Genomic DNA, 26,992 nt, shown 5'->3' with positions numbered 1-26,992 from the left:
CACCAGCGCCATGCGGTTCACTATCGCAACCTAAATCTTTGTTACTGTGGGAGTTGCGTACGTGACACGGGACTGCGAGGGGGCGACTGATGAGCAAGGCTGACGACAGCGACACCATCGACGACCATGCCGGCGACGGCGGTGGGCCTGTCGCGAAAATCTCCGCGCGCGTACGTGTCACCCTCGACGACGGGTCGGTCCGCGAGGGCGAGATCGTCGACGACTTCGCCGACCTCGCACCCGATGACACCGCCGTCGAGGCCCGTATCGACAACGACCACGTGGCCCGGCTGCGGAGGTGGGCCATATCCACCGATGATCACGACATCGTCTTCGCCGATGACGATGCTGTCGAGGTCATTCCGGCATAGCCGGGGCTCACAGAGGTGCGAGCCTGATCATCTGGCGGTCCGACGAGAAGATCCACCCGTCACCGTAGGACTCGAGCGCCCGGCCCGTTGCGAACTTCTCCGGGTCGGCATCGATGGCGAGGAACGGCGCCGTCCACGCGACCTTGCCGGTGGTCACGTCGACAGCCGTCAGTGCGACGCCATCACTGCCGGTCAGCAATCGATCGCGGTACGCGTCTGGAGTCACGGTGGCGTTCGCGTACTCGCCCCACACGTTGCGCCACAAGCGCTTACCTGTCTGAAGGTCGATGCCACTCTCGCTGCCGCTGTTGCTGTCGAGGAGGTATACAACGCCGTCGACGACCGCTGTCACCGTTCCCGTTGCGTTGGTGTCACCCGATACAAGATCGCTGTTGGTCCACAGGCGCTCGCCGGTCTCGCGATCGTAGGCGGAGTCGCCGAGTAAGACCGGGTCGGCGGTGGTCACGGACTCCAAGCCCGGTCGTTGCACGGCGGGGTGTGAGCTGGACACGATCACCTTCCCTTCCGGACCTCTCAGCAACTGCTCGGACGCACGACCGGCGGACTCGCAACCGGTGTCGGCGTGGACGAGAAACCCGCCCGCCAGCAGCGACGAGGTTCCGACGCATTGTGTGCGGTTGCTCCACAACTCGGCGCCCGAGTCGGCATCGAATTGGGCGACGTCGCCTCCGGTGCGGATCAGACCGACCCCGTCGATCACGGTGAGGGCCTCACTGCTGTACACCTCTTCGTAGGATGCGCCGAGGTCGAACTGGCGGGTCCAGTGGGCGGACACATCGTCGAAGGTGCCCGAGTGGACTCGCACGTCGTCTTCTTCGACGCTGCCCTCGGCGACGTACAGGGCGTCCGGCGTGGTTGTGATGGCGAAGATGCTCTCGGCCACCGTGCGCCGTGCCGACTCCCCCGAATCGACGTCGTAGGTGACGAGTTCGTACTCCTTGCGCAGTGCGTGGCAGTAGATCTTGCCGTGGAGCGGGACCTCACTGCAGCTGACGAGGTCGTGAGCCGGAGCCTGCCAGCGCACCCCTCCGGTTTTGGCGTCGATGCCGACCATCACGGGATCACCGAGAGTTGTTCCCTCATTGGGGGTTCCGACGACAGTGACGAGTGTGTCACCGGACCGGATCATCCCGGGCTCGCCGGCCGTGAAGGCAGTGCCCTCGCGCGGATCGGCGAACGCGGCGAACGGACGACCGAGGTCGTCGGCGGGATCGAGGACCCAGGCGACACCTGGCGTATCCGCAGTCGTCCCGGTGATCTTCTTGACCGATGTCGGAGCACGATCCCACCACACCACCGTCGCCGCGGAGACGGTCACGACCGCCACCACCGCAGCGACAACCAGAGCCCGAGTACTTCGGTCCCGCATCGGTCAGAGTTCCAATCCTGGTGTCACAGCGATGTTCTCGAGCTCCTGAATCGACATCGGCTCGCTCGGCGAGGCCGCCGTGGAACTGACCGAGATCCGCGTGCCCGTCGGGCGGGTCACGACCACGGAATGGGTCGTCCGCCGAATGGGTTTCCGGGGGTCGGTCGTCGACGAACCCGATTGCCAGGTGACATCTGTCTGCACCGCGGTCCCGTCGGCAAGTGTGCGTGTCTTCTTCTGACTGCCGCGGCCCGGAACCGGGCGTTCTCCAGATGGGACCGGCTGACCACCGACGATCGTGACATCGATCCCCACACCACCTCCGAGATCCGCCACACCGGTGCACATCATGCCTTGTGCGGACCAACCGGCCGGCACCATCGGAGGCAACCGTGCGCCGCCCAGATCGACGGTGGCGAGTATCTCGTCGAGTTCGCGTGCTCGCTCACGTGTCACGGGTGGCCCCTCGTAGGACTCGAACCCAGTGACACAGTCTTCCATCGGCACCGGTGTACCCGGGGCGACCGGAGTGCTGACGCGTAGCCCCGGATCGACGACGATCCGCATCAGGTCGTCGATCGTCAACGGAACCGAGCCGCTGTTGTCCCGCTGGTTCGTACCGGTTGCGTCACTGGCCCACGCGGTGACCCATGATCCGTCCGGCACGTACGCGCGTGCCGTTCGGCTCAGGGCGCGGACTCCGTCCACTTCCTGCCAGGTGTCGTGGACGTCGACCACCACCCCGTCGGGCAGCGTGCGACGCTGGTCGAGTTGACCAGCGACACATGCCGGAACCGCGTCCGACGAGCGCTGGACTTGGACGGACACAGTGCCCCTGACGTCACCACTGACCACTTCTCCCGAGGCGACGGTAGATCCTCGGGGCTCAGGGTCCGGGTCACCGAGAGAGGTGATCGGCTGAAAGATCAGCGATTGGCTGGGGCCCGCGAAGGCGATCTCGGCGCGGGCCGGGAGCGCTGCTGCGAGCGCGGCGGACATCGCGGTTGCTTTCGGCCCGCTGAACCACGGGAAGTCCGGATTGTCGTACGAAGGATTCCCCATCCCGGTAAACGTCGTGTAGCCAGACGCGTCGGGAACTTCGACGACGTCGCATCCGGGGATGGGCGCGTTCTGGTCAAACGGCTCACTGACCACATCCGGCGTCTCAGGTGCGGCGGTGTCGGTCGGCTGGGACTCAGACGACGGGGGCGGTGCGGTCGTGAGTTCGGGATCGGGTGACGGAAGCACGAGGCCGGCAACGACAAACGCGAGAGCGACGACCGACACCAGTACCAACGCGTAAGTCCAGACCCGCTTCGATGGCGACGAACTCGTGTCGTCCACCATGTGCGGGCCCCGCTTTCGCCGACGGTCGCCGTCTCGCCGGGCGGCGCCGAACAAGTACAGAGTGCGCGAGGGGGGACTTGAACCCCCACGTCCTTAGACACTGGAACCTAAATCCAGCGCGTCTGCCAATTCCGCCACTCGCGCGTGGGCGTGACGCCGGCCGAGGCGGCGAGTCACGCAGTGTAACGGCGACCACCCTACCGGCCGCGTTCTGATCACCGCAGGCCAGGTACCGTCGTAGGCATGTCCCCCACCCGTCGCCGCACCCACCGGCCCGCGCTCACGGTCCTGGCCGTCTCGGCCGCCGTGGTGTGTCTGGCGCTCGCGTGGTGGCAATGGTCACGGTACGAGTCCGCCTCCGGTTCCGGTCTCAATCTCGGCTATGCCCTTCAGTGGCCGGCGTTCGCGGCAGCCGTGATCTACGCCTACCGACGTTTCGTCATCCTGGAAAGCGATCCCGACGAAGCTCGCAAGGTCGGTTCCGGTGACTCGATCGCAGAGATTCCCGAGGGGATTCTCCCCGAGCGCCCGACGACGCCCAGTGCGTCCTCGCTGGCGTCGTCGGACCCCGCGAACGACACTGCTCTTGTCGAGTACAACCGCTATCTGGCCGAACTCCGCGCCGCCGACGAACACTCGGCGGACGCCCGACCCGCCCCCTCATCGAAAGGCCCGCAGTGACCGAGACCGAATCCACCACCCCCGCCCTCGCCGCCCCGGTGGAGAAGGTCCGCGGTGCGTTGTTGCGGTATCGCGTCCTGGCCTGGATCACCGGCGTGTGGCTGTTGCTGCTCGTCGTCGAACTCGTCCTGACGTACGGCTTCGACAACCACGCACTGGACTTCGTGCCGTTCGTGCACGGCTGGGTGTACTTCGTCTACCTCATCATGGCGATCGACCTGGCGATCAAGGTCCGCTGGAGTGCGGGCAAGACCATCATCACGGCGATCGCCGGCACGATTCCCTTCTTGTCCTTCTGGTTCGAGCACAAGCGCACCCAGGAAGTGAAGGCGCAGTTCAACCTCTGATCTCCTCGCGCTGGACGTCCGTTCACCCGGGTCCGGCTGACTGGACCCCGTGCGGATCGTCCAGCTCGCGAACTTCTACGGCGGACGCTCCGGCGGTCTGCGCACCGCGGTGGACCGCTGGGGTGCCGGCTACGTCGAAGCAGGTCACGACGTCGTCCTGATCGTTCCGGGGGCCGACTCCGGCGAAGAGGTGCTGGCCTCGGGCGTCACCCGGATCACCGTTGCCGCACCACGCATCCCGGCGTCGGGCGGTTACCGCCTGGCCTCGGCCCGACGCGTCGCCGACGTCCTCCGCCATCTTCGTCCCGACGCCCTCGAAGTGTCCGACCGCCTGACGCTCCGCGGCTTCGGCCGATGGGCGCGCACTCGGGACGTCCATTCGACGATGGTCTCCCACGAGCGTCTCGACCGGCTACTCGGCCAGATCATGCCCGGCCCGACGGCACGCGCGCTCGCCGACCGCGCCAACGCGGCCACCGCCCGGGACTACGACACCGTCGTCTGCACCACCGACTTCGCCGCCGCCGAGTTCGACCGCGTCGCGGCGACCAACGTCGTACGCGCCCCACTGGGTGTCGACCTCGACATCTTCGACCCGCGACACCTCGACCCGGACTTGGGCGCGCGGTGGTCCGACGGCACCCGAGCTCTCATCGCCCACTGTGGACGCCTCTCGGTGGAGAAGCGTGCCGACCGCAGCATCGCCGCGCTGAACAGGCTCCACCGCTCAGGGACGCCCGCGCACCTGGTGATCGCGGGCGACGGGCCGATGCGAGCGCCGCTGCAGCATCTGGCGCGTGGACTCCCGGTGACATTTCTGGGTCACCTCTCGGACCGGAAGCAGGTCGCCGCACTCCTTGCCAGTGCCGACCTCTCCCTCTCCCCCGGACCGCACGAGACGTTCTGCCTGTCCGCACTGGAGTCGCTGGCCGCCGGTACACCGGTCATCGGTTCGCGATCGTCGGCCGTCGCGAGCCTCGTCGACGACACGTGCGGGGCGGCTGCCGAGGACTCCGGGTCGGGCTTCGCGAGTGCGATCCGCCAGGTACTCAGTCTGCCTCGCGTCGATCGCGAACGAGCGGCCCGGCACCGGGCCACCCAGTACCGCTGGCCCGACTCGGTCGCGCGGATGCTGGGCGTCCACGCGGGCAGCTGAACGACCTCTGCCGCAAGCGTGCACAGTGGATGAAATTCGACGCACGGTCGACGAGTTGCGACGCACAGTCGACGAGATCGAGCGCACGGTCGACGGAGCGGGTGCGTCCACCATCTCCTCCGCGTCGGCCTGCTCTTGAAACTGTACCGTCTGGACGGTATAGTAAAGGCGAGGTCAGACGAGACCCCACCAGAAGGAGGCCGAGATGGCACGCACGTCCGGGCGCACCGCCGCCGAAACGCGACGGCTGATCCTCGACGCCGCCGCTCGTCTCATCGCGCGGCACGGTACCGCCGTGTCCGTCTCCGAGATCGCCGCCGCGGCGGGGGTGTCCAAAGGTGGACTGCTGTATCACTTCCCCGCCAAGGAGGGCCTTCTCGAAGAACTCGCGGCCGACCTGATGGCTCAGTTCAGGTCCGACGTCGACCGGGTCGCCGGCCAGGAGGACGACGCACCGGGACGGCTCACCAGGGCCTACATCCGGGTGAGCTTCGCCGACGCCAGGGACTCGGCCGGACTTCGTGATCAGATCGCCCTGGCGGCGAGCCTGATGTACGAACCAGGTCCCGCCGAGCTCGCTCAGCGAGACGCCGACCACTGGCGGGCCGCCTTGTCCGACGACGGCCTCGACCCCGCCATCACGAGACTGATCATCGCGGCCGCCGACGGATCGAACACCGCCCCTCTCTGGGGCGCGGTCCTCGACGACACCGACCGCGCCGCGCTCGAAGCAGACCTCCTCGCCCTCACCTACGGCGCGGGGACGTTGTCACCCACCTCATCAGCCACACTCCACGACACACCCGCAAAGAAGGGATCATGACCGACATCACCTATCGCCCATACCGTTCCACCGACGCCGACGACGTCAAGAAGATCATCGACGAGGCGTTCTACATCCACCGCTACGTCCACGGTCGGCGCGTTCTCGACAGCGCGCTCGAGGTCTATCTCCGCGAGCAGTTGGTGGCGAGCACCTGGAGTCGCGTCGCGGAGAAGGAAGGCCACGTGGTCGGGATCATTCTCGGGCGAGTCGACGGCGAGCCGCACCTCGGCGAGCGGACGAAGAACCGCGCGCTTCTGCGGGCGCACACCGCGCTAGCCGCATTGCTCGGTCTGCCCCAACGGAAGGCCCTACGCGCCCTCTTCGCCTTCGAAGCCGTGGCGCACCGGCTGGGTACGCAGACCGGCGAGTCGCTCGACGACGAACTGACCCTGTTCGCCGTCGCCTCCTCGACGCGCGGGCACGGCGTCGGAGCGACGCTCTACCGTGCGTTCCTGGACCATCTGCGAGACCGCGGTCGGTCGGACTTCCACCTGTACACCGACTCGCTGTGCACGTTCGGATTCTATGAGCGGCAGGGGATGTCGCGGGCCGCAGCCGACGACATGGACATCCTGCTCGACGGCGAGCCACACACCTTGGGGGTCTACCTCTACACGGGCACCGCGAGCTGACCGCGGACCGGGGCCGACCCGAACGGAGTCACCCCGCGAGTGCTCGCAGCGCGGGCACCAACTGCGCCAGCGCATTTCCGCGGTGACTGAGACCGTCCTTCTCCCCCGGCGACAACTCCGCCGCCGACCGGCCGTCGGCGATCTCGTCGTCGGGGGCGAACAGCGGGTCGTACCCGAAGCCGTGCGGCCCGCGTTCCTCCCGCAGGACTCGACCGCGCCACTCGCCGCGCACCACCGTCTCGGTCCCGTCGGGCAACACCAGTGCGCAGGCCGACACGAACGCCGCGCCACGGCGTTCGTCCGGGGTGTCCGACAATTGGGCGAGCAGGAGCGCGTTGTTCGCGGCGTCATCGCCGTGCCGGCCGGACCAGCGCGCCGACAGCACCCCGGGCATGCCGTTCAGGGCATCGACCGCGATGCCGGAATCGTCAGCGAGACAAGGAATTCCGATGGCCTTCGCGCCGGCGCGGGCCTTGATCAGCGCATTGTCCTCGAAGGTGGCGCCCGTTTCGGGTTCCTCCGGGTAGTCGGGTACGGCGTCGAGACCGACGACCTCGACTCCCGTGATGCCCGCGGCATCGACGACGCGCTGGAGTTCGGCGAGCTTCTTGGCGTTGCGGCTCGCGAGCAGGACCGAGGACATCACGCCCGCCCGGGGAGTTCGCCCGGGTACGGTTCGGCCAGTACCGCGCGCTGCGCATCGAACAACTTCTCGGTGCCGATGGCGGCCACGTCGAGCAGCGCGTCGAGCGTCGAGCGCGGGAACGTCGCCCCCTCGCCGGTGCCCTGCACCTCGACGAGGGTGCCGGCGTCGGTGGCCACGACATTCATGTCGACCTCGGCCCGCGAATCCTCCTCGTAGGGAAGGTCGAGCCGGACGCGGCCGTCGACGACACCGACGCTCACCGCGGCGATCGCGCACGAAAGAGGTTGCGGGTCAGACAGTTTGCCCGCCGCACGAAGATTGGTGACCGCATCTGCCAGCGCGACGTAGGCGCCGGTGATGGCCGCGGTTCGGGTACCGCCGTCGGCCTGCAGGACATCACAGTCGACGGCGATGGTGTTCTCGCCCAACGAGCCGAGGTCGATACACGCGCGCAGCGATCGACCGACCAGTCGGCTGATCTCGTGCGTACGCCCGCCGACCCGACCCTTGACCGACTCACGCGACGACCGGTCGTGCGTGGCGGCGGGGAGCATCGCGTACTCCGCGGTCAGCCACCCGAGCCCGGAACCACGACGCCACGGCGGCACCCCGTCGGTGACGCTCGCGGTGCACATCACGCGGGTCTTGCCGAACTCCACCAGGACCGAACCCGCCGGGTGGCTGGTGAAACCGCGGGTGAACGTGATGGGACGGAGTTCGTCGTCGGCTCTGCCGTCAGCTCGTGTGGTCACGGGTCTCACTGTAACGACCGAGGCGAACCCGTCTCCTAGGTGAGGTCGAAGACCTGTCCCTGGCTGACGAGCTCGGTCGGTCCGGAGAACGTACTGCGGGCCTCGGCGAGGATCTCCGCCGAATCCGACCACGGCGCGACGTGTGTGAGCGCGAGCGCACGGACGTTGGCCTTGGTCGCGGCCTCCCCCGCCTCGATCCCCGACATGTGCAGGTCCGGCGGGCGTTCGGAGGGTGCGTGCGTCCAGGACGCCTCGCACAGGAACAGGTCCGCGTCGGCCGCGAGATCGATCAGTTCGTCACACGGTGCGGTGTCCCCGCTGTAGGCGACGACCTGTCCCTCTGGACCGGTGATCCGCAACCCGAACGTGTCGGGCGGGTGGTTGACGTTCATCGCCCGGATCCGCATCCCGCCCAGCGTGACCTCCTGGTCGTCGCTCCACTCGTGGACGTCGAAGGTGTCGGTGATGTCGTCGAGCTGTCCGGGGAACTCCGACGACCCGTAGCCGATCCGCATGGCGGTGCCGTGCGGGCCGTACAGCGGTGCGCGCTGCCTGGCCGGCTCCGGGGCGTATCGGCGCCAGACGAGCATCGCGGGCAGGTCGAGACAGTGATCGGCGTGGAGGTGACTGAGGACGACGGCGACGTCGTTGGGATCGGTGACCCGCTGCAGTTCGCCGAACACACCCGGGCCGCAGTCCACCAGGACCGGTTGTTCACCGGGGACGGAGAGCAGATAGCCCGAGCACGCTGCTCCCGGCCCGCCCACACTGCCCGAACACCCGAGGACCGTGAGACGCATAGGCCCCACTGTGCCACGATTTCGCACCCGGGCGTCGGCATACGGGTCACAAGTGCGCGGCGAAGCGCCGGCGTCTCCTCACACGTGCTGCACGGCTCCGATGACCGGACCGAGGAATCGGTTCGAGAGCTTCGCGAAGAGGTCCGGATCCCCTGTCGCCTGGAAGACGCGGGTGGCGTCGCGGCCCGTGTGCGGATGCAGCAGGTCGGCCTCGGTGAGGACCCGGAAGAGGTCCTTCGCGGTTTCCTCGGCGCTCGACACCAAGGTCACCTCGTCGCCCATCGCGAGCTGGATCACCCCCGACAGCAACGGGTAATGCGTGCAGCCGAGGACCACGGTGTCCACCCCGGCCTGCTGCAGCGGCTCGAGGTAGCCCTGCGCGAGCCCGAGGATCTGCCGGCCGCTGGTGATCCCGCGTTCGACGAAGTCGACGAATCGTGGACACGGCACCGCGGTGATCACCGCGTCACGTGCCGCGGCGAACGAATCCTGGTACGCCCGTGAGGAGATCGTGGCCTCCGTGCCGAGCACGCCGATCCGGCCCGTTTTGGTGGCGACCACCGCGCGGCGGACCGCGGGCAGCACGACCTCGATGACCGGGATGGGCGCGTAACGCTCGCGGGCATCGCGCAGGCAGGCCGCCGACGCGGTGTTGCAGGCGATGACGATGGCCTTCACGCCGCGTTCGGCGAGATCGTCGCCGATCGCGAGGGCGTGCCGGCGGATCTCCGGGATGGTCAGCGGTCCGTACGGCCCGTTGGCCGTGTCGCCGATGTAGACGATGTCCTCGTCCGGCAGTTGATCGATGATGGCGCGCGCCACCGTCAGTCCCCCGACGCCCGAATCGAAGATCCCGATGGGTGCGTCCTGGCCGCCCGCCGCGATTATGGCGCCACCCCCGGTGTGCCGGCCGCCGGTCTACGGCGGTCCCGCGCAGCCAGCGCCCACGCGGCGAACACACCGGCGATCGCGCCGAACAGGTGTGCCTGCCAGGAGATCAGCGGATCCGACGGCAAGACCCCCCAGAGGATCGACCCGTACACCAGGAACAGGACGAGCCCGCCGAGGATCTGCCACAGATCGCGGTTGAACAGCCCCCGGACGATGAGGAAGGTGAGCCAGCCGAACACGATGCCCGACGCCCCGACAGTCACCGAGTACGGCGCCGCGAACAGCCAGACCCCGACTCCCGACACCGCCCAGATGATGCCGGTGACGATGAGGAATCGCCGCGTCATGAGCACGAGGAAACACAGCACCGCGCCGGGCATCAGGTTGGCGAAGAGGTGCTGCCAGTCGCCGTGCAGCATCGGCGCCCACAGGATGCCGTCCAGTCCGTCGACCTGCCGTGGCTGGATGCCGTTCTGGTCGAGGTCGTAGCGCGTCGCCGCGTCGATCGCCTCGATGACGAACAGCACCGCGACGATGCACACCGTGATGATCGCCGAACGCAACCACAGCGGGCGCGCTCGCCGTGTGGGCTGCTGCCCGACCGGCGGGGTGTACGAGCTCATGGCCTAGGAGTTCCTCGGTAGCGGGGTCATGCCCAGAGCTGACCTTCGAGAGCCTGCTCCGCGTCGTCGAGACTACCTTCGTAGGCCCCGGTCGACAGATACTTCCATCCGGCGTCGGGGACGACGAACCCGATGTCGGCGCGGGTACCGGCCTTCAGCGCCCGCCTGCCGATGCCGCGGGCCGCCTGCAGGATCGCGCCGGTGGAGATCCCCGCGAAGATGCCCTCGAGTTCGATCAGTTCCCGGACCCGTGCGACCGCGTCGACGCCCGTCACCGAGAAGCGCCGGGTCAGCACCGAGTCGTCGTAGAGCTCGGGGATGAATCCCTCGTCGATGTTGCGCAGACCGTAGACCTCGTCGCCGTACCGGGGTTCGGCGGCGACGATCTCGACGTCGGGGTTGCGTTCGCGCAGGAACCGTCCGACGCCCATCAGGGTCCCGGTCGTCCCGAGGCCGGCGACGAAGTGGGTGATCTCGGGCAGGTCCTCGTACAACTCCGGTCCGGTGCCCTCGTAGTGCGCCGCGACGTTGGCCGCATTGCCGTACTGATAGAGCATCACCCAGTCGGGGTTCTGCGCGGCGAGTTCCTTGGCCACCGCGACCGCGGTGTTCGAACCGCCCGCGGCGGGCGAGGAGATGACCTGAGCGCCGAACATGCGCAACAGCGAACGGCGTTCCTCCGAGGTGTTCTCGGGCATCACGCAGATCAGTTCGTAGCCCTTGAGTTTCGCCGCCATCGCGAGCGAGATGCCGGTGTTGCCGCTCGTCGGTTCCAGGATGGTCGAGCCCGCCCGCAGCAGGCCGTCGCGTTCGGCCTGCTCGATCATGCGCAGCGCGGGCCGGTCCTTGATGGACCCGGTGGGATTGCGGTCCTCGAGCTTGGCCCACAGCCGGACGTGCGGGCCCTCGTCGGAGTCGTCCCAGCGCGGTGAGAGCCGCTGCAGACCGATGAGCGGTGTGTTGCCGACCGAGTCGATCAGGGAGTCGTAGCGTGCCACGCTCAGCCGCCGGCGACCGCGGGCAGGATGGTCACCTCGTCACCGTCGTCGATCGGGGTGTCGAGGCCGCCGGAGAAGCGCACGTCCTCGTCGTTGACGTAGATGTTGACGAAGCGGTGCAGTTTCGCGGTGCCGTGCTCGTCGGGCGCGACGAGACGTTCCTTCAGGCCGGCGTTGCCCGATTCGAGGTCGTCGATCAGCGCGGCCAGCGTCGAACCCGACCCCTCGACACGCTTCTCCCCGCCGGTGTGGGTACGCAGGATCGTCGGGATGGATACGGTGACAGACATTCTCAGCTCCTGATCTCGATCTCTTCTTCGGTGACCGCACCGTCGACGATGCGATAGCTACGGATCTCGGTGGCCTCCGGGTCGCGGGTGGACACCAGCACGTAGTGGGCGCCGGGCTCACCCGCATAGGAGATGTCGGTGCGGCTCGGATACGCCTCGGTGGCGGTGTGCGAGTGGTAGATGACCACGGGCTCCTCGTCGCGACGGTCCATCTCCCGCCAGACCGCGAGCTGTTCGGCCGAGTCGAAGCGGTAGAACGTGGGCGACCGCTCGGCGTTGACCATCGCGACGAAGCGCTGCGGATCGTCGGAACCCTCGGGGCCGGCGATCACCCCACAGGCCTCGTCGGGATGATCGGCGCGCGCATGCGCGACCATCGCGTCGACCAGCTTCTGCTCGATCTTGAGCATCGGTGTCCCGTTCTCCTGTTCAGCGATGCCCGCAAGGTCTCTCGCGGTTGTCCTCATTGTGGCCGATCTCCGGAACGCAACATCGGCGCCGCGACACCTATTCCGCCCCGACTGTTCCGCTCGACTGTTCTGCCCCGACGCGAACGCGGTCAGCGGAACGCCGACGGCGCCGCCTGCGCGTAGGTGGGGATCGATGCGATCGAGTCCGCCGCGAGGACCGCGTCGACGATCGCCCGTTGGACGACGTCGGCCGCGACCCGGCACACCTCGGCGACGACCGCGACATCGGCGTGCATGCCCGCCGGCGCCGGAACAGGCGACGACGACCGGACAGCGCCGGTCGCGATGCCGAAGACGGTGTCGCCGTCCAGCGGCGAGTGCGCCGGCCGGATCGCCCGCCCGAGTCCGTCGTGTCCGGACATCGCCAGTCGCTTGGTCATCGGGGCGTCGAGGACGGCATCGGTCGCCACGACACCGATGGTCGTGTTGAGAACCGTGTGTTTCGCGGCGAGATCGGCGAGGCGGTCGAGGTCGGCGGCAGACGGCCTTTGCAACCCGAGTTCGGCGAGTGCGGCCTCGCCCAGGTCCCACGGCAGCCCGGTCTGCGGGTCGATGACCGCACCGACCGGGTTCGCGACCATCAGTGCGCCGACGGTGATCCCGGCCGCTGGCCCGCTGTCGATCGTCACCGAAGCCGTCCCGACCCCGCCCTTGAGTGCGCCCGCCCGGGCGCCGACACCCGCGCCCACGCATCCGACGGCGAACTCGGTGTCCGCCGCCCGGACCGCCTCCGCCCCGAAGTCCGCGTCGGGCCTGCGATCCCACGCACCGACCGGCAGGTCGAAGATCACCGCGGCGGGGACGATCGGCACCACGTGGCCCCGATCATCGAGCGGTAGGCCGACCCCCTCGGCTTCGAGCGCTCGCATGACCCCGTCGGCGGCGGCCAGACCGTAGGCACTGCCTCCGCTCAGCACGATGGCGTGTGCGGTCTGCACGGTGTTCGACGGGTCGAGCAGGTCGGTCTCGCGCGTACCCGGACCGCCGCCGCGGACGTCCACCGCGGCGATCGCGCCGGGCGCCGACACCCGCACGACCGTCGTTCCGGTGGCCCAGCCGTGACCGTCGGGAGCCTCGGCCGAGCCGGCCACGCGCGCGTCGGCGTCGACACGATGCGCATGCCCCACCGAGATGCCGGCGATGTCGGTGATGCGGTTGCCGGCGCGGACCGGTCGTCCGGATGTGCTCACATCAGCGCTTCCACGAGAAGGTCCTGCATCACCGTGAGCCAGTGGTAGACGTCGAGATGAGCTGCGTGCGGGTGATCCGGCGGCAGCTGATCGGGGGTGTCCTCGGAGATCCCGAGCATCGCGCCGAGGGCCAGCCGCACGTCGTTGAGCGCGGTGAGCCAGGCCGAGGCCTGCTCCGGGGTGAGGACGAGGTCCCCGCCACCCGCCGGGAGGGTGTCGAGCAGGACCCGGGCCGCGCCGAGCTTGGCGTCGATGATCTGCGGCTCGTGCACGCTGCGCAGCGCCGAGTTCAGCTTTCCGTTGACGACCTCGGCGGAGAGCTGGTCGTCCTGGTCGGGGCGATGGAAATCCGGGAGAAGACGTCCCAGCGTGACGTCGTCGGGGGCCTCGTGGTGACCGACACGGATGCCGGTGAGCGTCGCGAGGTCGTCGTGGGGTGCGGAATCGGCCCGTTCGGTCAGCAGTTCACACATCGAGGTGACCATCGATGCGAGCAGTTCTGCCTCGTGCGCGTCGAGCTGCGATGCGATCCGCAACGTCTCGCCGCGCCCCTTGCGTTTCCAGGTGCGCACGCGTTCAGTGTGCCCGGGTCGTGCGGGAGGCGGACCGGCCGGTCACGAATCCCGCTGCATCGTGGCCCACAGACCGGCGGCGTGCAGCTTCGCGACGTCGGCCTCGACCTTCTCGCGGTCGCCGGAGGACACCACGGCCCTTCCCTCGGTGTGGACCTGCATCATCAGTTCATTGGCCCGGGACTCGGAGTAGCCGAAGATCTTCTGGAAGACGAAGGTGACGTACCTCATCAGATTGACCGGGTCGTCCCACACGATCGTCATCCACGGCTTGTCGAGTCCCGGCGCGCCGTCGGCGACCTCGGGTTCGGCAACCGCCGTACCGCCGGGGGTAGCCTCGTGCGCACGAGTTTCGTCAGGCGCCATAGGGACAGGGTAAGCGATTGTGAGCATCGACAACACCGCGCTGCTGACCGATCAGTACGAACTGACGATGGTCGCGGCAGCGCTCCGCCACCCGGTTGCGCACCGCCAGTGCGCATTCGAGGTCTTCGCTCGCCGACTCCCCGACGGCCGGCGCTACGGCGTGGTGGCCGGGACCGGCCGTGTGCTCGACGAACTCGCGGCCTTCCGATTCGGCGACGAGGAGATCGCCGTCGTCGAACGATTCCTCGATTCCGACACGGTGGCCTGGCTGCGGGACTACCGCTTCTCCGGCGACATCGACGGCTACCGGGAGGGTGAACTCTACTTTCCCGGGTCGCCGATCCTCACCGTCCGCGCGACGTTCGCCGAGGCCGTCCTGCTCGAGACCCTCATCCTGTCGATCCTCAACCACGACAGTGCGATCGCCTCGGCCGCGGCTCGCATGGTCAGCGCCGCCGGGTCGCGGCCGATCATCGAGATGGGGTCACGGCGCACCCACGAGCGCGCGGCCGTCGCGAGTGCGCGCGCCGCCTACATCGCGGGCGTCGCGGCCACCTCGAACCTGGAGGCGGCGCGGCGCTTCGGCGTGCCCAGCGCCGGCACCGCCGCCCACGCGTTCACCCTCGGCTTCACCGGACCCGACGGGCCCGACGAGAAGGCCGCGTTCGCCGCGCAGATCGAGGCCCTCGGCGTCGGGACGACGCTGCTGGTCGACACCTACGACATCACCCAGGGCGTGCGCAACGCCATCGAGGTGGCCGGACCCGACCTCGGTGCCGTGCGGATCGACTCCGGAGACCTCGGCGTGCTGGCCCGCCAGGTACGCGCACAACTCGACGACCTCGGGGCGACGGAGACGAAGATCGTGGTCTCCGGCGATCTCGACGAGTACGCGATCGCCTCGCTGCGCGCCGAGCCGGTCGACACCTACGGCGTCGGGACGTCGCTCGTCACCGGTAGCGGAGCACCGACCGCGGGGATGGTCTACAAGCTCGTCGAGGTGGACGGCCTCCCGGTGGCCAAACGGGCGAGCCACAAGGAGTCGCGCGGCGGCGCCAAATCGGCCGTACGCGCCGCCCGGTCCAGCGGCACGATCGTCGAGGAGATCGTCTATCGCGCCGGTGGTACCCGCCCCGTACCGGAGAAACACGGCGTGCGGGACCTGCAGATCCCCCTCGTCCGCGGCGGCACGCCCGTCGAGTCGCTGCCGTCGCTCGCCGATGCGCGCGCACATCTCGCGGCCGGCCTGGTCAGTTTGCCGTGGGAGGGTCTCGGCCTGTCCCATGGAGATCCCGCGGTCCCGACCCGCTACGAACTCGGCTGAACCGAACCGCACAGGCCCAACCCATCGACGCCGGCAATTTGGCGATGGGCCCCGACGCCAGGAGGAACCCGATGCCCCTCGACGACAGGAGAAATGGATGAGCGCCGAACGCAGCGACGGCACCCGGCCCGCCGACGCGCTGATCGTCGTCGACGTGCAGAACGACTTCTGCGAGGGCGGCGCCCTCGGGGTGAACGGCGGCGCCGCGGTCGCGCGGGCGGTCACGTCGATCCTCGACGAGTACCGGACCGTCGTCGCGACCCGCGATTACCACATCGACCCCGGTGACCACTTCTCCGACGACCCCGACTACGTCGACACCTGGCCGCCCCATTGCCGCGTCGGCACCGACGGTGTGGCGTTCCATCGCGAGTTCGACGCCGGTGCGGCACACGAGATCTTCTCCAAGGGCGAATACAGCGCCGCGTACTCCGGTTTCGAGGGAGCGGCCGACGACGGGTCGACCCTCGCCGTCTGGCTGCGCGAGCGGAAGGTCAAGACGGTCGACATCGTCGGCATCGCCACCGACCACTGCGTGCGGGCGACCGCGCTCGACGCGGTGGCAGCCGGATTCACCACGCGGGTCCTTCTCAACTTCACGGCCGGCGTCGCGCCGGAGACCACCTCGAAGGCGCTGTCGGCGCTGCGGGAGGCAGGTGTCGAACTCGTGGGCGACCTGCTCTACGACGGGTCGAGCCACACCGGGTAGCCCGCCGCGATCTCGACATCGAGGGAACCGACCGGGACCGCGATACGTCTGAACACAACACCCCGTACCCGGCCGCGTCTCCACCGCGACCACAGCAAGGACAACCGGAACCCACCTCATGCCCAACACACCCCCGGTGACCGACCTGCTCGACGCGGCGGTCACCGCACTCGGCGGTCGTCGCCGCGACGGCCAGGTCGCGATGGCCTCCGCGGTCGCGCACGCCATCGACACCGGTGAGCATCTCGCCGTCCAGGCAGGCACCGGCACCGGTAAATCGCTGGCCTACCTCGTGCCGGCCATCCGCCACGCGGTCGAGAGCGGCCGGACCGTCGTGGTGTCCACGGCGACGATCGCCCTGCAGCGCCAGCTCATCGAACGCGATCTCCCCCGCCTGGCCAAGGCGCTGAAGAAGCCGATCGGCCGCGAGCCCACCTTCGCGATCCTGAAGGGCCGCGGAAACTACCTGTGCCTGAACAAAATCCACTCCGGCACCGCCGATGAGCCGGACACCGAGCTGTTCGACCCGTTCGAGTTGTCGCGCACCGGCCGCGAGGTGACGCGCCTTCGGGAGTGGAGCAGCGACACCGAGACCGGCGACCGGGACGACCTGGTCCCGGGTGTGTCCGACCGGTCGTGGCGACAGGTCAGCGTCACCGCCCGCGAGTGCCTGGGCGCGGCCAACTGCTCCTACGGCGAGGACTGCTTCGCCGAGCAGTCGCGCCGGCGGTCCGGGAAGGTCGACGTCGTGGTCACCAACCACGCGCTGCTGGCCATCAACGCCACGAGCCCGGCGAACGTCCTGCCCGAACACGACGTCGTCATCATCGACGAGGCCCACGAGCTCGTCGACCGGATGACCTCGGTCGCCACCGACGAGTTGTCGGCTGTCTCGGTGGCGCTCGTCGCGCGCCGGTGCGGGAAGCTCGTCGACGAGGAGACCGCCGATGCCCTCCTGGGCGCCGGTGAGCAACTGGGCGACCTGCTCGACGCGGCCCCGATGCGCCAGTGGACCGGTCTGCCGGCCGACGCGACCGCGGTCCTGGTCATGCTCCGGGATCGACTGTGGCAGGCACGCACCGCCATCGGACCCGTGCGGATGGCCGGCGCCGACGACGGCGCGGCCGCCGCCCGATCCGCCGCGCTCACCTCGCTCGAGGACATGCACGACACCGTCGTCCGGGTTCTCGGTGCGTTCGACGAACCCGACGAGGCCAAACGACGCGACGTCGTGTGGGCGTCGCTGGACACCTCACGCCGCGGGACCGAACCCCGGCCGGTTCTGCACATCGCGCCGCTGTCGGTCGGCGGCCTGCTGCGCGCCTCGCTGTTCGCCGACGCCACCGTCGTCCTCACCTCGGCGACGCTCACGATCGGCGGGTCCTTCGACGCCCTCGCCGCCACCTGGGGACTGCCCGCGTCGGGGCGCGGAACCGACCGTCCGGTGACGGACGAGGCGAACGTCTCCGATGTCACCGCGAGCGGCAAGGCGGTTCCGTCCGATTCGGGTTCGGCCCGCTGGACCGGCCTCGACGCCGGTTCGCCGTTCGACTACCCGCGGTCGGCGATCCTCTACGTCGCGCGCCACCTCCCGCGGCCCGACCGCTCGGGTATCTCGACTCGCGCGATGGACGAGATCGCCGAGCTCGTGAATGCCGCCGGCGGTCGCACCCTCGGCCTGTTCTCCTCGATGCGGGCGGCCCGCGAAGCGGCCGACGCGATCCGCGACCGCACCGACCACCCGGTGCTGTGCCAGGGCGACGACACCACCTCCACCCTCGTCCGGCGGTTCGCCGACGACCCCGCGACCTGCCTGTTCGGCACGCTGTCCCTCTGGCAGGGGGTGGACGTCCCCGGACCGTCACTGAGCCTGGTCCTCATCGACCGCATCCCTTTCCCTCGTCCCGACGACCCGTTGCTGACAGCTCGGCAGCGGGCGGTCGACGCGCGCGGCGGCAACGGATTCCTCTCCGTCGCGGCCAACCACGCCGCCCTGCTCCTCGCCCAGGGGGCCGGACGGTTGCTGCGCTCGGTCGACGACCGCGGTGTCGTCGCGGTCCTCGACTCCCGGTTGGCGACGGCCGGTTACGGCGGCTATCTGCTCGCGTCGTTGCCCCCGATGTGGCGGACCACCGACCCCGCGGTGGTCCGTTCGGCTCTCGCCCGGCTCACCGATCCCGCGCGCTCGGTGGGCTGACCTCGACCGACCCCGGCAGTCCCCGTCCGGCCGACACGGCGCGCGGACCATGACAAGACAATCCCGTCCGCGGGGCACTAGGTTGGGAACCGGTGATACCAACGAAGGCGAGACCGACAGCGCACCCCGGCCAGTCACGGGAGCTGACGACAGGAGGCTTTACGTGATCGGGCGCATGGGTATCGACGACATCGCACCCCTTGTGTCAGCAGGCCAGCAGCCGGCGAAAGCTGTTGTGGGAGAATACTTCCCGGTCAGCACCACAGCCTGGCGTGAAGGACACGACGCCATCGGTGTCACGCTGCACGTCGAGACTCCCCGACGCGAGTCCTTCGACGTCCGGATGGTTCCGGCACCTGAGCCGGACACCTTCAACGCGGCCTTCGTGCCCGACGCCGTCGGATTCTGGACCTACCGCATCGAGGCCTGGAGCGACCCGTACGCCACATGGCGCTCGGCCGTCATCAAGAAGCTCGATGCCGGGCAGGGCGCCGCCGACCTCGCCAACGACATCGAGACCGGGGCGCAGGTACTCGACACCGCCGCCGGACTCGTCGCGGGCGAGGACCGAGAGCTCCTGCTCGACGCCGCCCGCCAGCTGCGGGCGCGCCGACGCCGCGTCGAGAACCGGGTGGGCCTGGCGATCTCCGACGAGGTGGTCGAGCTGCTCACCGCGCACCCCGTCCGCGAACTCGTCACCAAGAGCCGTACCCACCGGGTGTGGGTCGACCGCACCCGGGCACTGTTCGGCTCGTGGTACGAGCTGTTCCCGCGTTCCACCGGCGGCTGGGACGGGGAGGGCAACCCCGTCCACGGCACGTTCCTCACCGCCGCCCAGGACCTGCCCCGCGTCGCCGACATGGGCTTCGACGTCGTCTACCTCCCGCCGATCCACCCGATCGGCGAGGTCAACCGCAAGGGTCCCAACAACACTCTCGTCGCGGGTCCCGACGACGTCGGCTCGCCGTGGGCCATCGGGTCCGCGGACGGCGGTCACGATGCGATCCATCCCCTGCTCGGTAGCGAAGAAGACTTCGAGTACTTCGTCGGCCGGGCTCGTGAACTCGGCCTCGAGGTCGCCCTGGATCTTGCGTTGCAGTGCGCGCCGGATCATCCGTGGGCGACCGAACACCCCGAGTGGTTCACCACCCAGCCCGACGGCACCATCGCGTTCGCGGAGAACCCGCCGAAGAAATACCAGGACATCTACCCGCTGAACTTCGACAACGACCGCAACGGCATCTACCGCGCGGTGCTGAAGGTCGTCCTGCACTGGGTCGGGCTCGGCGTCGACATCTTCCGTGTCGACAATCCCCACACCAAACCGCCGAACTTCTGGGAATGGCTGATCAGCGAGGTCAAGAAGCGGCACCCCGACGTGCTGTTCCTGTCCGAGTCCTTCACCCGCCCGGCGCGCCTCTACGGCCTCGCACGGCTCGGCTTCAGCCAGAGCTACACCTACTTCACCTGGAAAACGCTGAAGTGGGAGCTCGAGCAATTCGGCCGGGAGATCGCCGACCACGCCGACGAGGCCCGTCCGAATCTGTTCGTCAACACCCCCGACATCCTGCACGCGAGTCTTCAGCACGGCGGACCGGGCATGTTCGCCCTGCGAGCGGCTCTCGCGGCCACCCTCGCCCCGACGTGGGGCGTCTACAGCGGCTACGAACTGTACGAGCACGTCGCCGTCACCGAGGGCAGCGAGGAGTACCTGAACTCGGAGAAGTACGAGTTGCGGCCCCGTGACTACAAGGCGGCCGCGAGCCGTGGCGAGTCTCTCGAGCCGTGGATCACCTCGCTCAACGAGATCCGCCGGCGCCACCCGGCGCTGCAGCAACTGCGCAACATCCACTTCCACCACGTCGACAATCCGGCGCTCATCGCCTACTCGAAGATCGACCCGGTGTCGGGCGACCGCGTCGTCGTCGTGATCAACCTGAACCCGTTCGGCGCCGAGGACTCCACGGTCTGGCTCGACCTGCCGAACCTCGGCTTCGAGTGGTACGACCACTTCTCCGTCCGCGACGAGGTCACCGGCGAGGAGTACTGGTGGGGCCAGGACAACTACGTCCGCCTCGAGCCATGGCGCGCGGTGGCGCACATTCTCGCCCTGCCGCCCCTCGACCCTGCCGCCGCACAGCAACTCGCCCTTCGGATCCAGTGAGGTATTCGTGACCGATCGCCCCGATCCGCCGGACCTGCCGGACCCGAGCGCCACCGACCACGACCTCCGTCGCCTGGCCGCGCAGACACATCCCGACCCGCACGCCTTCCTCGGTGCTCACGATGCGCCCGGCGGCACCACCATCCTTCGCACGTTGCGCCCGGACGCGACGTCGGTGTCCGCGGTCATCGGCGGGGTCGATCATCCGATGTCCCGCCAGACCGACGACCTGTGGGTGGTCACCGTTGCGATGGCCGACCTCATGGACTACCGGTACCGCGTCGTCTATCCCGACCCCGCGGGCGGCACGTCGGAGTTCGTCGTCGCCGACGGCTATCGGTTCCTGCCGAGTCTGGGCGAGGTCGACATCCACCTGTTCAGCGAGGGCCGCCACGAAGCGCTGTGGAACGTCCTGGGCGCGCACGTGACGTCGTACACCACGACCGACGGCGACGTGCACGGCACCGCCTTCTCCGTGTGGGCACCGAATGCCCACGGCGTCACCGTGATCGGCGACTTCGACAACTGGACCGGACGGGTTGCGCCGATGCGCAAGGTCGGGGTCAGCGGCGTGTGGGAGGTCTTCATCCCCGACGTCGGCGACGGCACCCACTACAAATTCCGCGTCCACGGCGCCGACGGCGTCATCCGCGACAAGGCCGACCCGATGGCCTTCCGCACCAGCACCCCGCCGGCAACCGCCTCGCGGGTCACCGTCTCCGAGCACGTGTGGTCCGACGACGCCTGGATCGCGCGCCGGGAACGGTCCGCTCCCGAGCGCGAGCCGATGAGCGTCTACGAGGTCCACCTGGCTTCCTGGCGGCAGGGCCTCGGCTACCGCGAACTCGCGCACGAGCTGGCCGATTACGCCGTCGAGAAGGGCTTCACCCACGTCGAGTTCCTCCCCGTCGCCGAGCATCCGTTCGGCGGCTCGTGGGGCTACCAGGTCACGTCCTACTACGCACCGACGGCCCGCTTCGGGACCCCCGACGACTTCCGCTACCTCGTCGACCATCTCCACTCGCGGGACATCGCCGTGATCGTCGACTGGGTCCCGGCCCACTTCCCCAAGGACGATTGGGCGCTGGCCCGTTTCGACGGCACCCCGCTGTACGAGCACGCCGACCCGATGCGCGGCGAGCAACTCGACTGGGGCACCTACGTCTTCGACTTCGGCAGGCACGAGGTCCGCAACTTCCTGGTCGCGAACGCCCTGTTCTGGTTCGGCGAGTTCCACATCGACGGCCTCCGCGTCGACGCGGTGGCCTCGATGCTCTACCTGGACTACTCGCGGCCGGCCGGGCAGTGGCGTCCCAACGTCCACGGCGGCCGGGAGAACCTGGAGGCGGTGCAGTTCCTCCAGGAGACGAATGCGACCGTCCACAAACACTTTCCGGGCGTGATCACGGTCGCCGAGGAGTCGACCGCGTGGCCGGGTGTGACCCGCATGACCGATCTCGGCGGACTGGGCTTCAGCTTCAAATGGAACATGGGCTGGATGCACGACACCCTCGACTACCTGTCACGCGACCAGGTGCACCGCAGCTTCCACCACCACGAGATCACCTTCTCGCTGGTGTACGCGTGGAGCGAGAACTTCGTGCTGCCCCTGTCCCACGACGAGGTCGTGCACGGCAAGGGCACCCTGTGGACGCGGATGCCGGGCGATTCGTTCGCCAAGGCCGCGGGCGTGCGCGTCTACCTCGCCTACATGTGGTCCCACCCCGGCAAGCAGCTGCTGTTCATGGGGCAGGAGTTCGGGCAGACCGGCGAATGGGCCGACAACCGGAGTCTGGACTGGCACCAGCTGGAGGGCTGGGAAGGCGAACTGCATTCCGGCATCTCGGCTCTCGTCACCGACCTGAACCGGATCTACCGCTCGCGACCCGCGCTGTACACCCAGGACATCGACCCGCTCGGATACGAGTGGATCGACGCCAACGACACCGCCAACAACGTGATCAGCTTCCTGCGGTACGGCACCGACGGCTCGGTCGTCGCATGCCTGTTCAACCTCAGCGGCTCCGATCGCGCCGATTATCAGATCGGGCTCCCGTCAGCGGGCGTCTGGGACGAGATCCTCAGCACCGACGCCGCCGCCTACAGCGGCGCCGGACGGGGCAACATGGGGTCGGTGTCCGCGGACGGGCCGTCGTATCACGGCCGTCCCGTCTCCGCGCGGGTCATGCTCCCCGCCAATTCGGCGATCTGGCTCGTGCCGCGGGACTAGCCCCCGCGGCGCGCGCCTCACCCCGTCAGAACAGCGCGCTGGCGAGCTTGCGCCGTGCGCTCACGACGAACTGCTCGGCGGGATCGAAGAGTTCGAACAGCTCGAGCAACCGGGTGCGCGCGCGGGTGCGTTCCTCGCCCGCGGTCACCCGGACGACGTCGATGATGCGGTCGAACGCGGCCTCGGGCTGTTGCGAGAGCAGCAGGACATCCGCGGCCGCCAGCTGCGCGTCGACATCACGCGGCGACGCCGTCTCCACGATGGCGGGGTCGTGCGCCTGTGCGCGCAGGATGAACTCGAGATTCCGCGCCGCGGACGCGGCTTCGAGATTCTCCGGCTCGGCGTCGGCGATGGCCCGATAGTCCGCGAGGGCGCCGTCGAAGTCGCCGTCGTTCAGCTTCGCCTCGGCCGCGAGCAGCCTCGGGTCCTCGGGTTCCGGTTCGGGGGCCGGCCCTCCGGGGACGCCCGGCAGCACGTCGCCGACCTGGGCGAAGATGTCGTCGATCCACTGGGTGATCTCGGCTTCGGAGCGCACACCGTTGAACGCGGTCACCGGCTGACCCTGCACGATCGCGACGACCATGGGGATCGACTGGACCCGGAAGGCCTGTGCGATACGCGGATTCGCATCGACGTCGACCTTCGCCAGCATCCAGCGTCCGCCGGACTCGGCGGCGAGACGCTCCAGGACCGGCGACAGCTGCTTACACGGACCGCACCATTCCGCCCACAGGTCGATGACCACGAGCTGCTGCATCGACCGGTTGAGCACCTCGGCCTCGAACGTCTCCTCGGTGACATCGAGAACCGCTGCCGGCGCGGGACCCGAACCGGCGGCCGGCGGTTGCCCGCCCGGGACGGGTGCCTGACCGGCGTGGGCAGCCTGCGACTGTGCCCGTTGCGCCTGCGCGCGTTCGGCTTCGGCTCTCTCCTTGAGTCCGCCGAGATCCACTGCGCCGGACATGGCCATGGCTGCTGCCGCTTGCTGTCGGGCCGCGGCTGCGGCCTGCTGACGATTGGTTGGTCGCGTCACCCTTCCAGTGTGTCACGACCCGCGACGCGGAATCAGGTGGCGTCGGGCGAACGGGCGCCGTCCCCTACGGCGGTCGCGCGGGCCCCGTCGGCGCGGACGACCGGTGCGAGTGCGACGGCCAGGACAAGGGCCGCCACCGCGGCGAGCAACCCGGTGTTCAACGAGGTCCGGCTGCTGATGAAGCCGACGACCGCGGGGCCGGCGAGCATGCCGAGGTAGCCGCATCCGACGACCGCGGAGATGGTCCGGCCACTCGACTCACTCGACAGATTGCCCGCCGCGGTGAAGATCTGCGGGATCAATCCCGCCAGGCCCAGTCCGAAGACGCCCCATCCCACGATCGCGAGCGCGGGTACGGGCGAGAGCACCGCGATCAGGATGCCGGCGGTGCCGAGCAGACCGCCGTAGCGGACGACGGCGACCGGACCCACCGACCCGACCACCGGGGCGATCACGAACCGTGCCACGGTCATCGTCGCACTGAAGGCGCCGAAGGCGATGGCGCCGACGGCTTCGGCGGAACCGAAGGTCTCGACCACGTGGAGGGCACTCCAGTCGTAGGCGGTGCCCTCGGCCAGCATCAGTGCGAAGGCGACCAGCGCCAGGAGCACGAGGCGGCGCCGATCCACCGTGTGCCACCACTTCGTGGGCGCGGCCCCCGCGGTGGACTCTGCGCGCGGGTTCGCATCGTCGGAGCCGCCCTCGCGGTCGGCGAGCCCTCGCGCGTTCCACGCGACGACACCCACACCGGCCACTGCAGCGCAGGCCACCGTGGGGATGACACCGACATCGGCCCACAGGGTCGCGGCCACCACCCCGGATCCCACCAGGCTGCCCGCCGAGAAGAAGCCGTGGAACGACGACATGATCGGTCGGCGGTGGGCCCGTTCGACCACGACCGCCTGCGCGTTCATCGACACGTCCAGGCAACCGTTGGCGAAGCCGAAGGCGACGAGCGCGGCCGCGAGGGTGAGCGCGTCGACGGCGAGCACCGGCGCGATGATCACCGCCGACAGCAGCAGCGCGGCCCCGATGGTCACCGGTCGAGAACCCCGGCGGTCGATCAGACGTCCGCAGACCTGCATCCCGACGAATGCCGAGGCGCCGAGCAGGAGGAGCAGGCCGCCGAGCTGATCATGATCGACTCCGGTGCGCGCGCTGATGACCGGGATGTGCGCCACCCACATCGCCGCGAGAAACCCGTTGAGCGCAAGATCGCCCCGACGCTGCGGCGTGACCGGCGTAGCGTCGGGGCGATCGGAGGCGAGGTCGGGACGGTCAGGCCGTGGCCTGCCTGGGTGCGCGGTCGGTGGACAGCTCGGCGAGATGACCGTTGCGTCGCGCCCACCACTCGAACACGATCGTGCCGAACGGCGGAATGCTCGACGCCAGCGCGAGCAGGGTGACGATCGGGATCCCGATCCGGCGCGAACCCACCGGCAGCTCCCACTTCACGGAGTTCCACTTGAGCTGTACGGCCGTGAGGAGAGCGACGACAACGAAGAGCACGAAGACGATTCCGTGGATCATTCCCGGCTTGGCGATCGCCTCGTCGTCGTCGTTGACCCGCTTGACGACCATCGCGACCAGCAGGACAGCCCAGGTGATCGCCTCGGCGACGGCGACGAACCGAAAGCGCTTGGCGGGTGTGGTCAGGTCGAAGAAAGACAGCATGGCCCTCATTGTGCCGAATCGGACAGTAAACTACTACAAGATGTCGTAGACATCTCGTTCGTCATGCCTTGGGAACCCGGACGATCAGGGCGTCACCCTGGCCGCCGGCACCGCAGAGCGCGGCCGCACCGACGCCGCCGCCGCGTCGCTTCAGCTCGAGCGCGAGGTGCAGCGCGAGACGGGCACCGGAGGTACCGATGGGGTGGCCGACCGCGATGGCGCCGCCGTTGACGTTGACGATCTCCGGGTCGATCCCCAGCTGCTGGGTCGAGGCCAGACCCACGGCGGCGAAGGCCTCGTTGATCTCGATGAGGTCGAGATCCGCGGGCGCGATGCCCTCGCGGTCGCATGCCTTGACGATCGCATTGGCCGGCTGCGCCTGCAGGCTGGAATCGGGACCGGCCACGACGCCGTGGGCACCGATCTCCGCCAGCCAGGTCACTCCGAGTTCCTCGGCCTTGGCCTTGCTCATGACCACGACGGCTGCCGCGCCGTCGGAGATCTGCGACGAGTTGCCCGCGGTGATCGTGCCGTCCTTGCGGAAGGCCGGCCGAAGGCCGGACAGCGACTCGGTTGTCGTGTTGGCCCGGATGCCCTCGTCCTCGGCGAACTCGATCGGGTCGCCCTTGCGCTGTGGGATGGACACCGGCACGACCTCGTCGTCGAAGACGCCGTTCTTCCACGCGGTGGCGGCGAGCCGATGGCTGCGCGCCGCGAACTCGTCCTGCTGCTCACGGGTGAATCCGTCGGCGTCGTTGCCCTGCTCGGTCAGCGCCCCCATCGGCTGATCGGTGAAGGCGTCGAACAGTCCGTCGAAGGCCATGTGGTCGACGAGCTCGGTGTTGCCGTACTTGAAACCGCCGCGGCTGCCCGGCAGGAGGTGCGGCGCCTGGGTCATCGACTCCTGGCCGCCGGCGACGACGACATCGAACTCGCCGGCCCGGATGAGCTGGTCGGCCAGCGCGATCGCGTCGATGCCCGACAGGCACATCTTGTTGATGGTCAGGGTCGGGACGTCCCAGCCGATACCGGCCTTGATCGCGGCCTGTCGAGCAGGCATCTGTCCGGCCCCCGCCGTCAGCACCTGGCCCATGATCACGTACTGGACCTCGGACGCGGGAACGCCCGACCGCTCCAGCGCGCCCTTGATCGCGACCGCACCGAGGTCCACTCCGCTGAAGTCCTTCAGCGAGCCCAGCAGGCGGCCGAAGGGTGTGCGTGCACCGGCGACGATGACCGTTGTCGTGTCGGCAGTCGAAGTCATGAAGAGAACCTCCGGGGTGTGAAAAAAGGGGGCCAACCGAGCGCCCGCT

The 26,992-nt window shown here is 68.9% G+C and carries 28 protein-coding genes and 1 tRNA gene; 11 read left to right on the top strand and 18 right to left on the bottom strand.

The features are described 5' to 3' along the window. Positions 1-89 precede the first annotated feature (89 nt). Positions 90-371, top strand: a complete 282-nt coding sequence (locus AC3B5T_RS16515) for an RAD52 family DNA repair protein (protein WP_010841689.1) — start codon at positions 90-92, stop codon at positions 369-371. A gap of 7 nt (positions 372-378) precedes the next feature. Here the strand turns inward: AC3B5T_RS16515 and AC3B5T_RS16510 are convergent, their stop codons facing one another. The 3 genes from AC3B5T_RS16510 to AC3B5T_RS16500 form a co-directional block, all read right to left on the bottom strand. After that, positions 379-1,710, bottom strand: a complete 1,332-nt coding sequence (locus tag AC3B5T_RS16510; RefSeq protein ID WP_488357741.1) for an outer membrane protein assembly factor BamB family protein — start codon at positions 1,708-1,710, stop codon at positions 379-381. Positions 1,711-1,764: 54 nt separating this feature from the next. After that, on the bottom strand, positions 1,765-2,823 hold the full coding sequence (locus tag AC3B5T_RS16505) for a hypothetical protein (RefSeq protein WP_488357740.1): 1,059 nt from the start codon (positions 2,821-2,823) through the stop codon (positions 1,765-1,767). 347 nt (positions 2,824-3,170) lie between these two features. Next, a tRNA-Leu gene (locus AC3B5T_RS16500) sits at positions 3,171-3,252 on the bottom strand. Between the two features lie 99 nt (positions 3,253-3,351). Between AC3B5T_RS16500 and AC3B5T_RS16495 the strand changes: the two genes are divergently transcribed. The 5 genes from AC3B5T_RS16495 to AC3B5T_RS16475 all read left to right on the top strand — a co-directional run bounded on the left by AC3B5T_RS16495 (position 3,352) and on the right by AC3B5T_RS16475 (position 6,750). After that, on the top strand, positions 3,352-3,789 hold the full coding sequence (locus AC3B5T_RS16495) for a glucitol operon activator (protein WP_010841692.1): 438 nt from the start codon (positions 3,352-3,354) through the stop codon (positions 3,787-3,789). Continuing rightward, the gene (locus AC3B5T_RS16490; RefSeq protein ID WP_010841693.1) at positions 3,786-4,136 is read left to right on the top strand and encodes a DUF3817 domain-containing protein; all 351 of its coding nucleotides are present in this window, start codon (positions 3,786-3,788) and stop codon (positions 4,134-4,136) included. The genes AC3B5T_RS16495 and AC3B5T_RS16490 overlap by 4 nt, the downstream gene beginning before the upstream one ends. 49 nt (positions 4,137-4,185) lie before the next feature. Then, positions 4,186-5,292: a glycosyltransferase gene (locus AC3B5T_RS16485; protein ID WP_488357739.1), complete on the top strand. Its 1,107-nt coding sequence runs from the start codon at positions 4,186-4,188 to the stop codon at positions 5,290-5,292. A 205-nt stretch (positions 5,293-5,497) separates the two neighbouring features. Further along, positions 5,498-6,115, top strand: a complete 618-nt coding sequence (locus tag AC3B5T_RS16480) for a TetR/AcrR family transcriptional regulator (protein ID WP_010841695.1) — start codon at positions 5,498-5,500, stop codon at positions 6,113-6,115. Further along, positions 6,112-6,750 carry a GNAT family N-acetyltransferase gene (locus AC3B5T_RS16475; protein ID WP_488357738.1) on the top strand — a complete coding sequence of 213 codons (639 nt, stop codon included), beginning with the start codon at positions 6,112-6,114 and terminating at the stop codon, positions 6,748-6,750. The genes AC3B5T_RS16480 and AC3B5T_RS16475 overlap by 4 nt, the downstream gene beginning before the upstream one ends. A 28-nt stretch (positions 6,751-6,778) precedes the next feature. Here AC3B5T_RS16475 and rdgB read toward each other — a convergent pair whose 3' ends face one another. The 11 genes from rdgB to clpS all read right to left on the bottom strand — a co-directional run bounded on the left by rdgB (position 6,779) and on the right by clpS (position 14,348). Further along, a complete protein-coding gene (rdgB, locus tag AC3B5T_RS16470) occupies positions 6,779-7,393 on the bottom strand; it encodes an RdgB/HAM1 family non-canonical purine NTP pyrophosphatase (protein WP_488357736.1) in 615 nt (204 codons plus the stop codon). Then, positions 7,393-8,148 carry a ribonuclease PH gene (gene rph, locus AC3B5T_RS16465; RefSeq protein ID WP_488357735.1) on the bottom strand — a complete coding sequence of 252 codons (756 nt, stop codon included), beginning with the start codon at positions 8,146-8,148 and terminating at the stop codon, positions 7,393-7,395. The genes rdgB and rph overlap by 1 nt, the downstream gene beginning before the upstream one ends. A 35-nt stretch (positions 8,149-8,183) precedes the next feature. Beyond that, positions 8,184-8,948 (bottom strand): cyclic nucleotide-degrading phosphodiesterase, encoded by a 765-nt coding sequence (locus AC3B5T_RS16460; RefSeq protein WP_010841699.1) that lies wholly within the window; start codon positions 8,946-8,948, stop codon positions 8,184-8,186. Positions 8,949-9,026: 78 nt separating this feature from the next. Next, a complete protein-coding gene (gene murI, locus AC3B5T_RS16455) occupies positions 9,027-9,833 on the bottom strand; it encodes a glutamate racemase (RefSeq protein ID WP_193363265.1) in 807 nt (268 codons plus the stop codon). Then, the gene (locus AC3B5T_RS16450; protein ID WP_488357734.1) at positions 9,833-10,462 is read right to left on the bottom strand and encodes a rhomboid family intramembrane serine protease; all 630 of its coding nucleotides are present in this window, start codon (positions 10,460-10,462) and stop codon (positions 9,833-9,835) included. The genes murI and AC3B5T_RS16450 overlap by 1 nt, the downstream gene beginning before the upstream one ends. Before the next feature lie 26 nt (positions 10,463-10,488). Then, positions 10,489-11,460 (bottom strand): PLP-dependent cysteine synthase family protein, encoded by a 972-nt coding sequence (locus AC3B5T_RS16445; RefSeq protein ID WP_010841702.1) that lies wholly within the window; start codon positions 11,458-11,460, stop codon positions 10,489-10,491. Between the two features lie 2 nt (positions 11,461-11,462). Beyond that, a complete protein-coding gene (locus AC3B5T_RS16440) occupies positions 11,463-11,750 on the bottom strand; it encodes a MoaD/ThiS family protein (RefSeq protein WP_488357733.1) in 288 nt (95 codons plus the stop codon). A gap of 2 nt (positions 11,751-11,752) precedes the next feature. Beyond that, positions 11,753-12,160: a M67 family metallopeptidase gene (locus AC3B5T_RS16435; RefSeq protein WP_488357732.1), complete on the bottom strand. Its 408-nt coding sequence runs from the start codon at positions 12,158-12,160 to the stop codon at positions 11,753-11,755. A gap of 149 nt (positions 12,161-12,309) precedes the next feature. Beyond that, positions 12,310-13,410, bottom strand: coding sequence for a P1 family peptidase (locus tag AC3B5T_RS16430; protein ID WP_488357731.1), 1,101 nt, complete (start codon positions 13,408-13,410; stop codon positions 12,310-12,312). Beyond that, positions 13,407-13,982 carry an oxidative stress transcriptional regulator AosR gene (aosR, locus tag AC3B5T_RS16425; RefSeq protein ID WP_010841706.1) on the bottom strand — a complete coding sequence of 192 codons (576 nt, stop codon included), beginning with the start codon at positions 13,980-13,982 and terminating at the stop codon, positions 13,407-13,409. The genes AC3B5T_RS16430 and aosR overlap by 4 nt, the downstream gene beginning before the upstream one ends. A gap of 42 nt (positions 13,983-14,024) precedes the next feature. After that, the gene (clpS, locus tag AC3B5T_RS16420; protein WP_010841707.1) at positions 14,025-14,348 is read right to left on the bottom strand and encodes an ATP-dependent Clp protease adapter ClpS; all 324 of its coding nucleotides are present in this window, start codon (positions 14,346-14,348) and stop codon (positions 14,025-14,027) included. Positions 14,349-14,367: 19 nt separating this feature from the next. Here clpS and AC3B5T_RS16415 point away from each other — a divergent pair, with 19 nt between their 5' ends. The 5 genes from AC3B5T_RS16415 (at position 14,368) to glgB (ending at position 22,972) form a co-directional block, all read left to right on the top strand. Beyond that, positions 14,368-15,672, top strand: a complete 1,305-nt coding sequence (locus tag AC3B5T_RS16415; protein ID WP_488357730.1) for a nicotinate phosphoribosyltransferase — start codon at positions 14,368-14,370, stop codon at positions 15,670-15,672. Between the two features lie 97 nt (positions 15,673-15,769). Beyond that, complete coding sequence (locus AC3B5T_RS16410; protein WP_014926368.1) at positions 15,770-16,381, top strand: isochorismatase family protein; 612 nt, start codon at positions 15,770-15,772, stop codon at positions 16,379-16,381. A 118-nt stretch (positions 16,382-16,499) separates the two neighbouring features. Then, positions 16,500-18,578 (top strand): ATP-dependent DNA helicase, encoded by a 2,079-nt coding sequence (locus AC3B5T_RS16405; protein WP_488357729.1) that lies wholly within the window; start codon positions 16,500-16,502, stop codon positions 18,576-18,578. 163 nt (positions 18,579-18,741) lie between these two features. Further along, a complete protein-coding gene (locus tag AC3B5T_RS16400) occupies positions 18,742-20,742 on the top strand; it encodes a maltotransferase domain-containing protein (RefSeq protein ID WP_488357728.1) in 2,001 nt (666 codons plus the stop codon). Positions 20,743-20,749: 7 nt separating this feature from the next. Beyond that, positions 20,750-22,972, top strand: coding sequence for a 1,4-alpha-glucan branching protein GlgB (glgB, locus tag AC3B5T_RS16395; protein WP_488357727.1), 2,223 nt, complete (start codon positions 20,750-20,752; stop codon positions 22,970-22,972). A 25-nt stretch (positions 22,973-22,997) separates the two neighbouring features. Here the strand turns inward: glgB and AC3B5T_RS16390 are convergent, their stop codons facing one another. The 4 genes from AC3B5T_RS16390 to AC3B5T_RS16375 form a co-directional block, all read right to left on the bottom strand. After that, the gene (locus tag AC3B5T_RS16390; protein WP_488358780.1) at positions 22,998-23,942 is read right to left on the bottom strand and encodes a tetratricopeptide repeat protein; all 945 of its coding nucleotides are present in this window, start codon (positions 23,940-23,942) and stop codon (positions 22,998-23,000) included. Positions 23,943-24,037: 95 nt separating this feature from the next. Beyond that, the gene (locus tag AC3B5T_RS16385; RefSeq protein WP_488357726.1) at positions 24,038-25,192 is read right to left on the bottom strand and encodes an MFS transporter; all 1,155 of its coding nucleotides are present in this window, start codon (positions 25,190-25,192) and stop codon (positions 24,038-24,040) included. A gap of 91 nt (positions 25,193-25,283) precedes the next feature. Then, positions 25,284-25,679, bottom strand: coding sequence for a DUF3817 domain-containing protein (locus AC3B5T_RS16380; protein WP_010841715.1), 396 nt, complete (start codon positions 25,677-25,679; stop codon positions 25,284-25,286). Positions 25,680-25,740: 61 nt separating this feature from the next. Further along, the gene (locus AC3B5T_RS16375) at positions 25,741-26,943 is read right to left on the bottom strand and encodes an acetyl-CoA C-acetyltransferase (protein WP_488357725.1); all 1,203 of its coding nucleotides are present in this window, start codon (positions 26,941-26,943) and stop codon (positions 25,741-25,743) included. Positions 26,944-26,992: the final 49 nt, after the last annotated feature.

This window comes from Gordonia sp. G4, assembly GCF_057770005.1.
The sequence above is the reverse complement of the archived record's forward strand: the minus strand, read 5'-3'. Positions and strand labels throughout refer to the sequence as shown.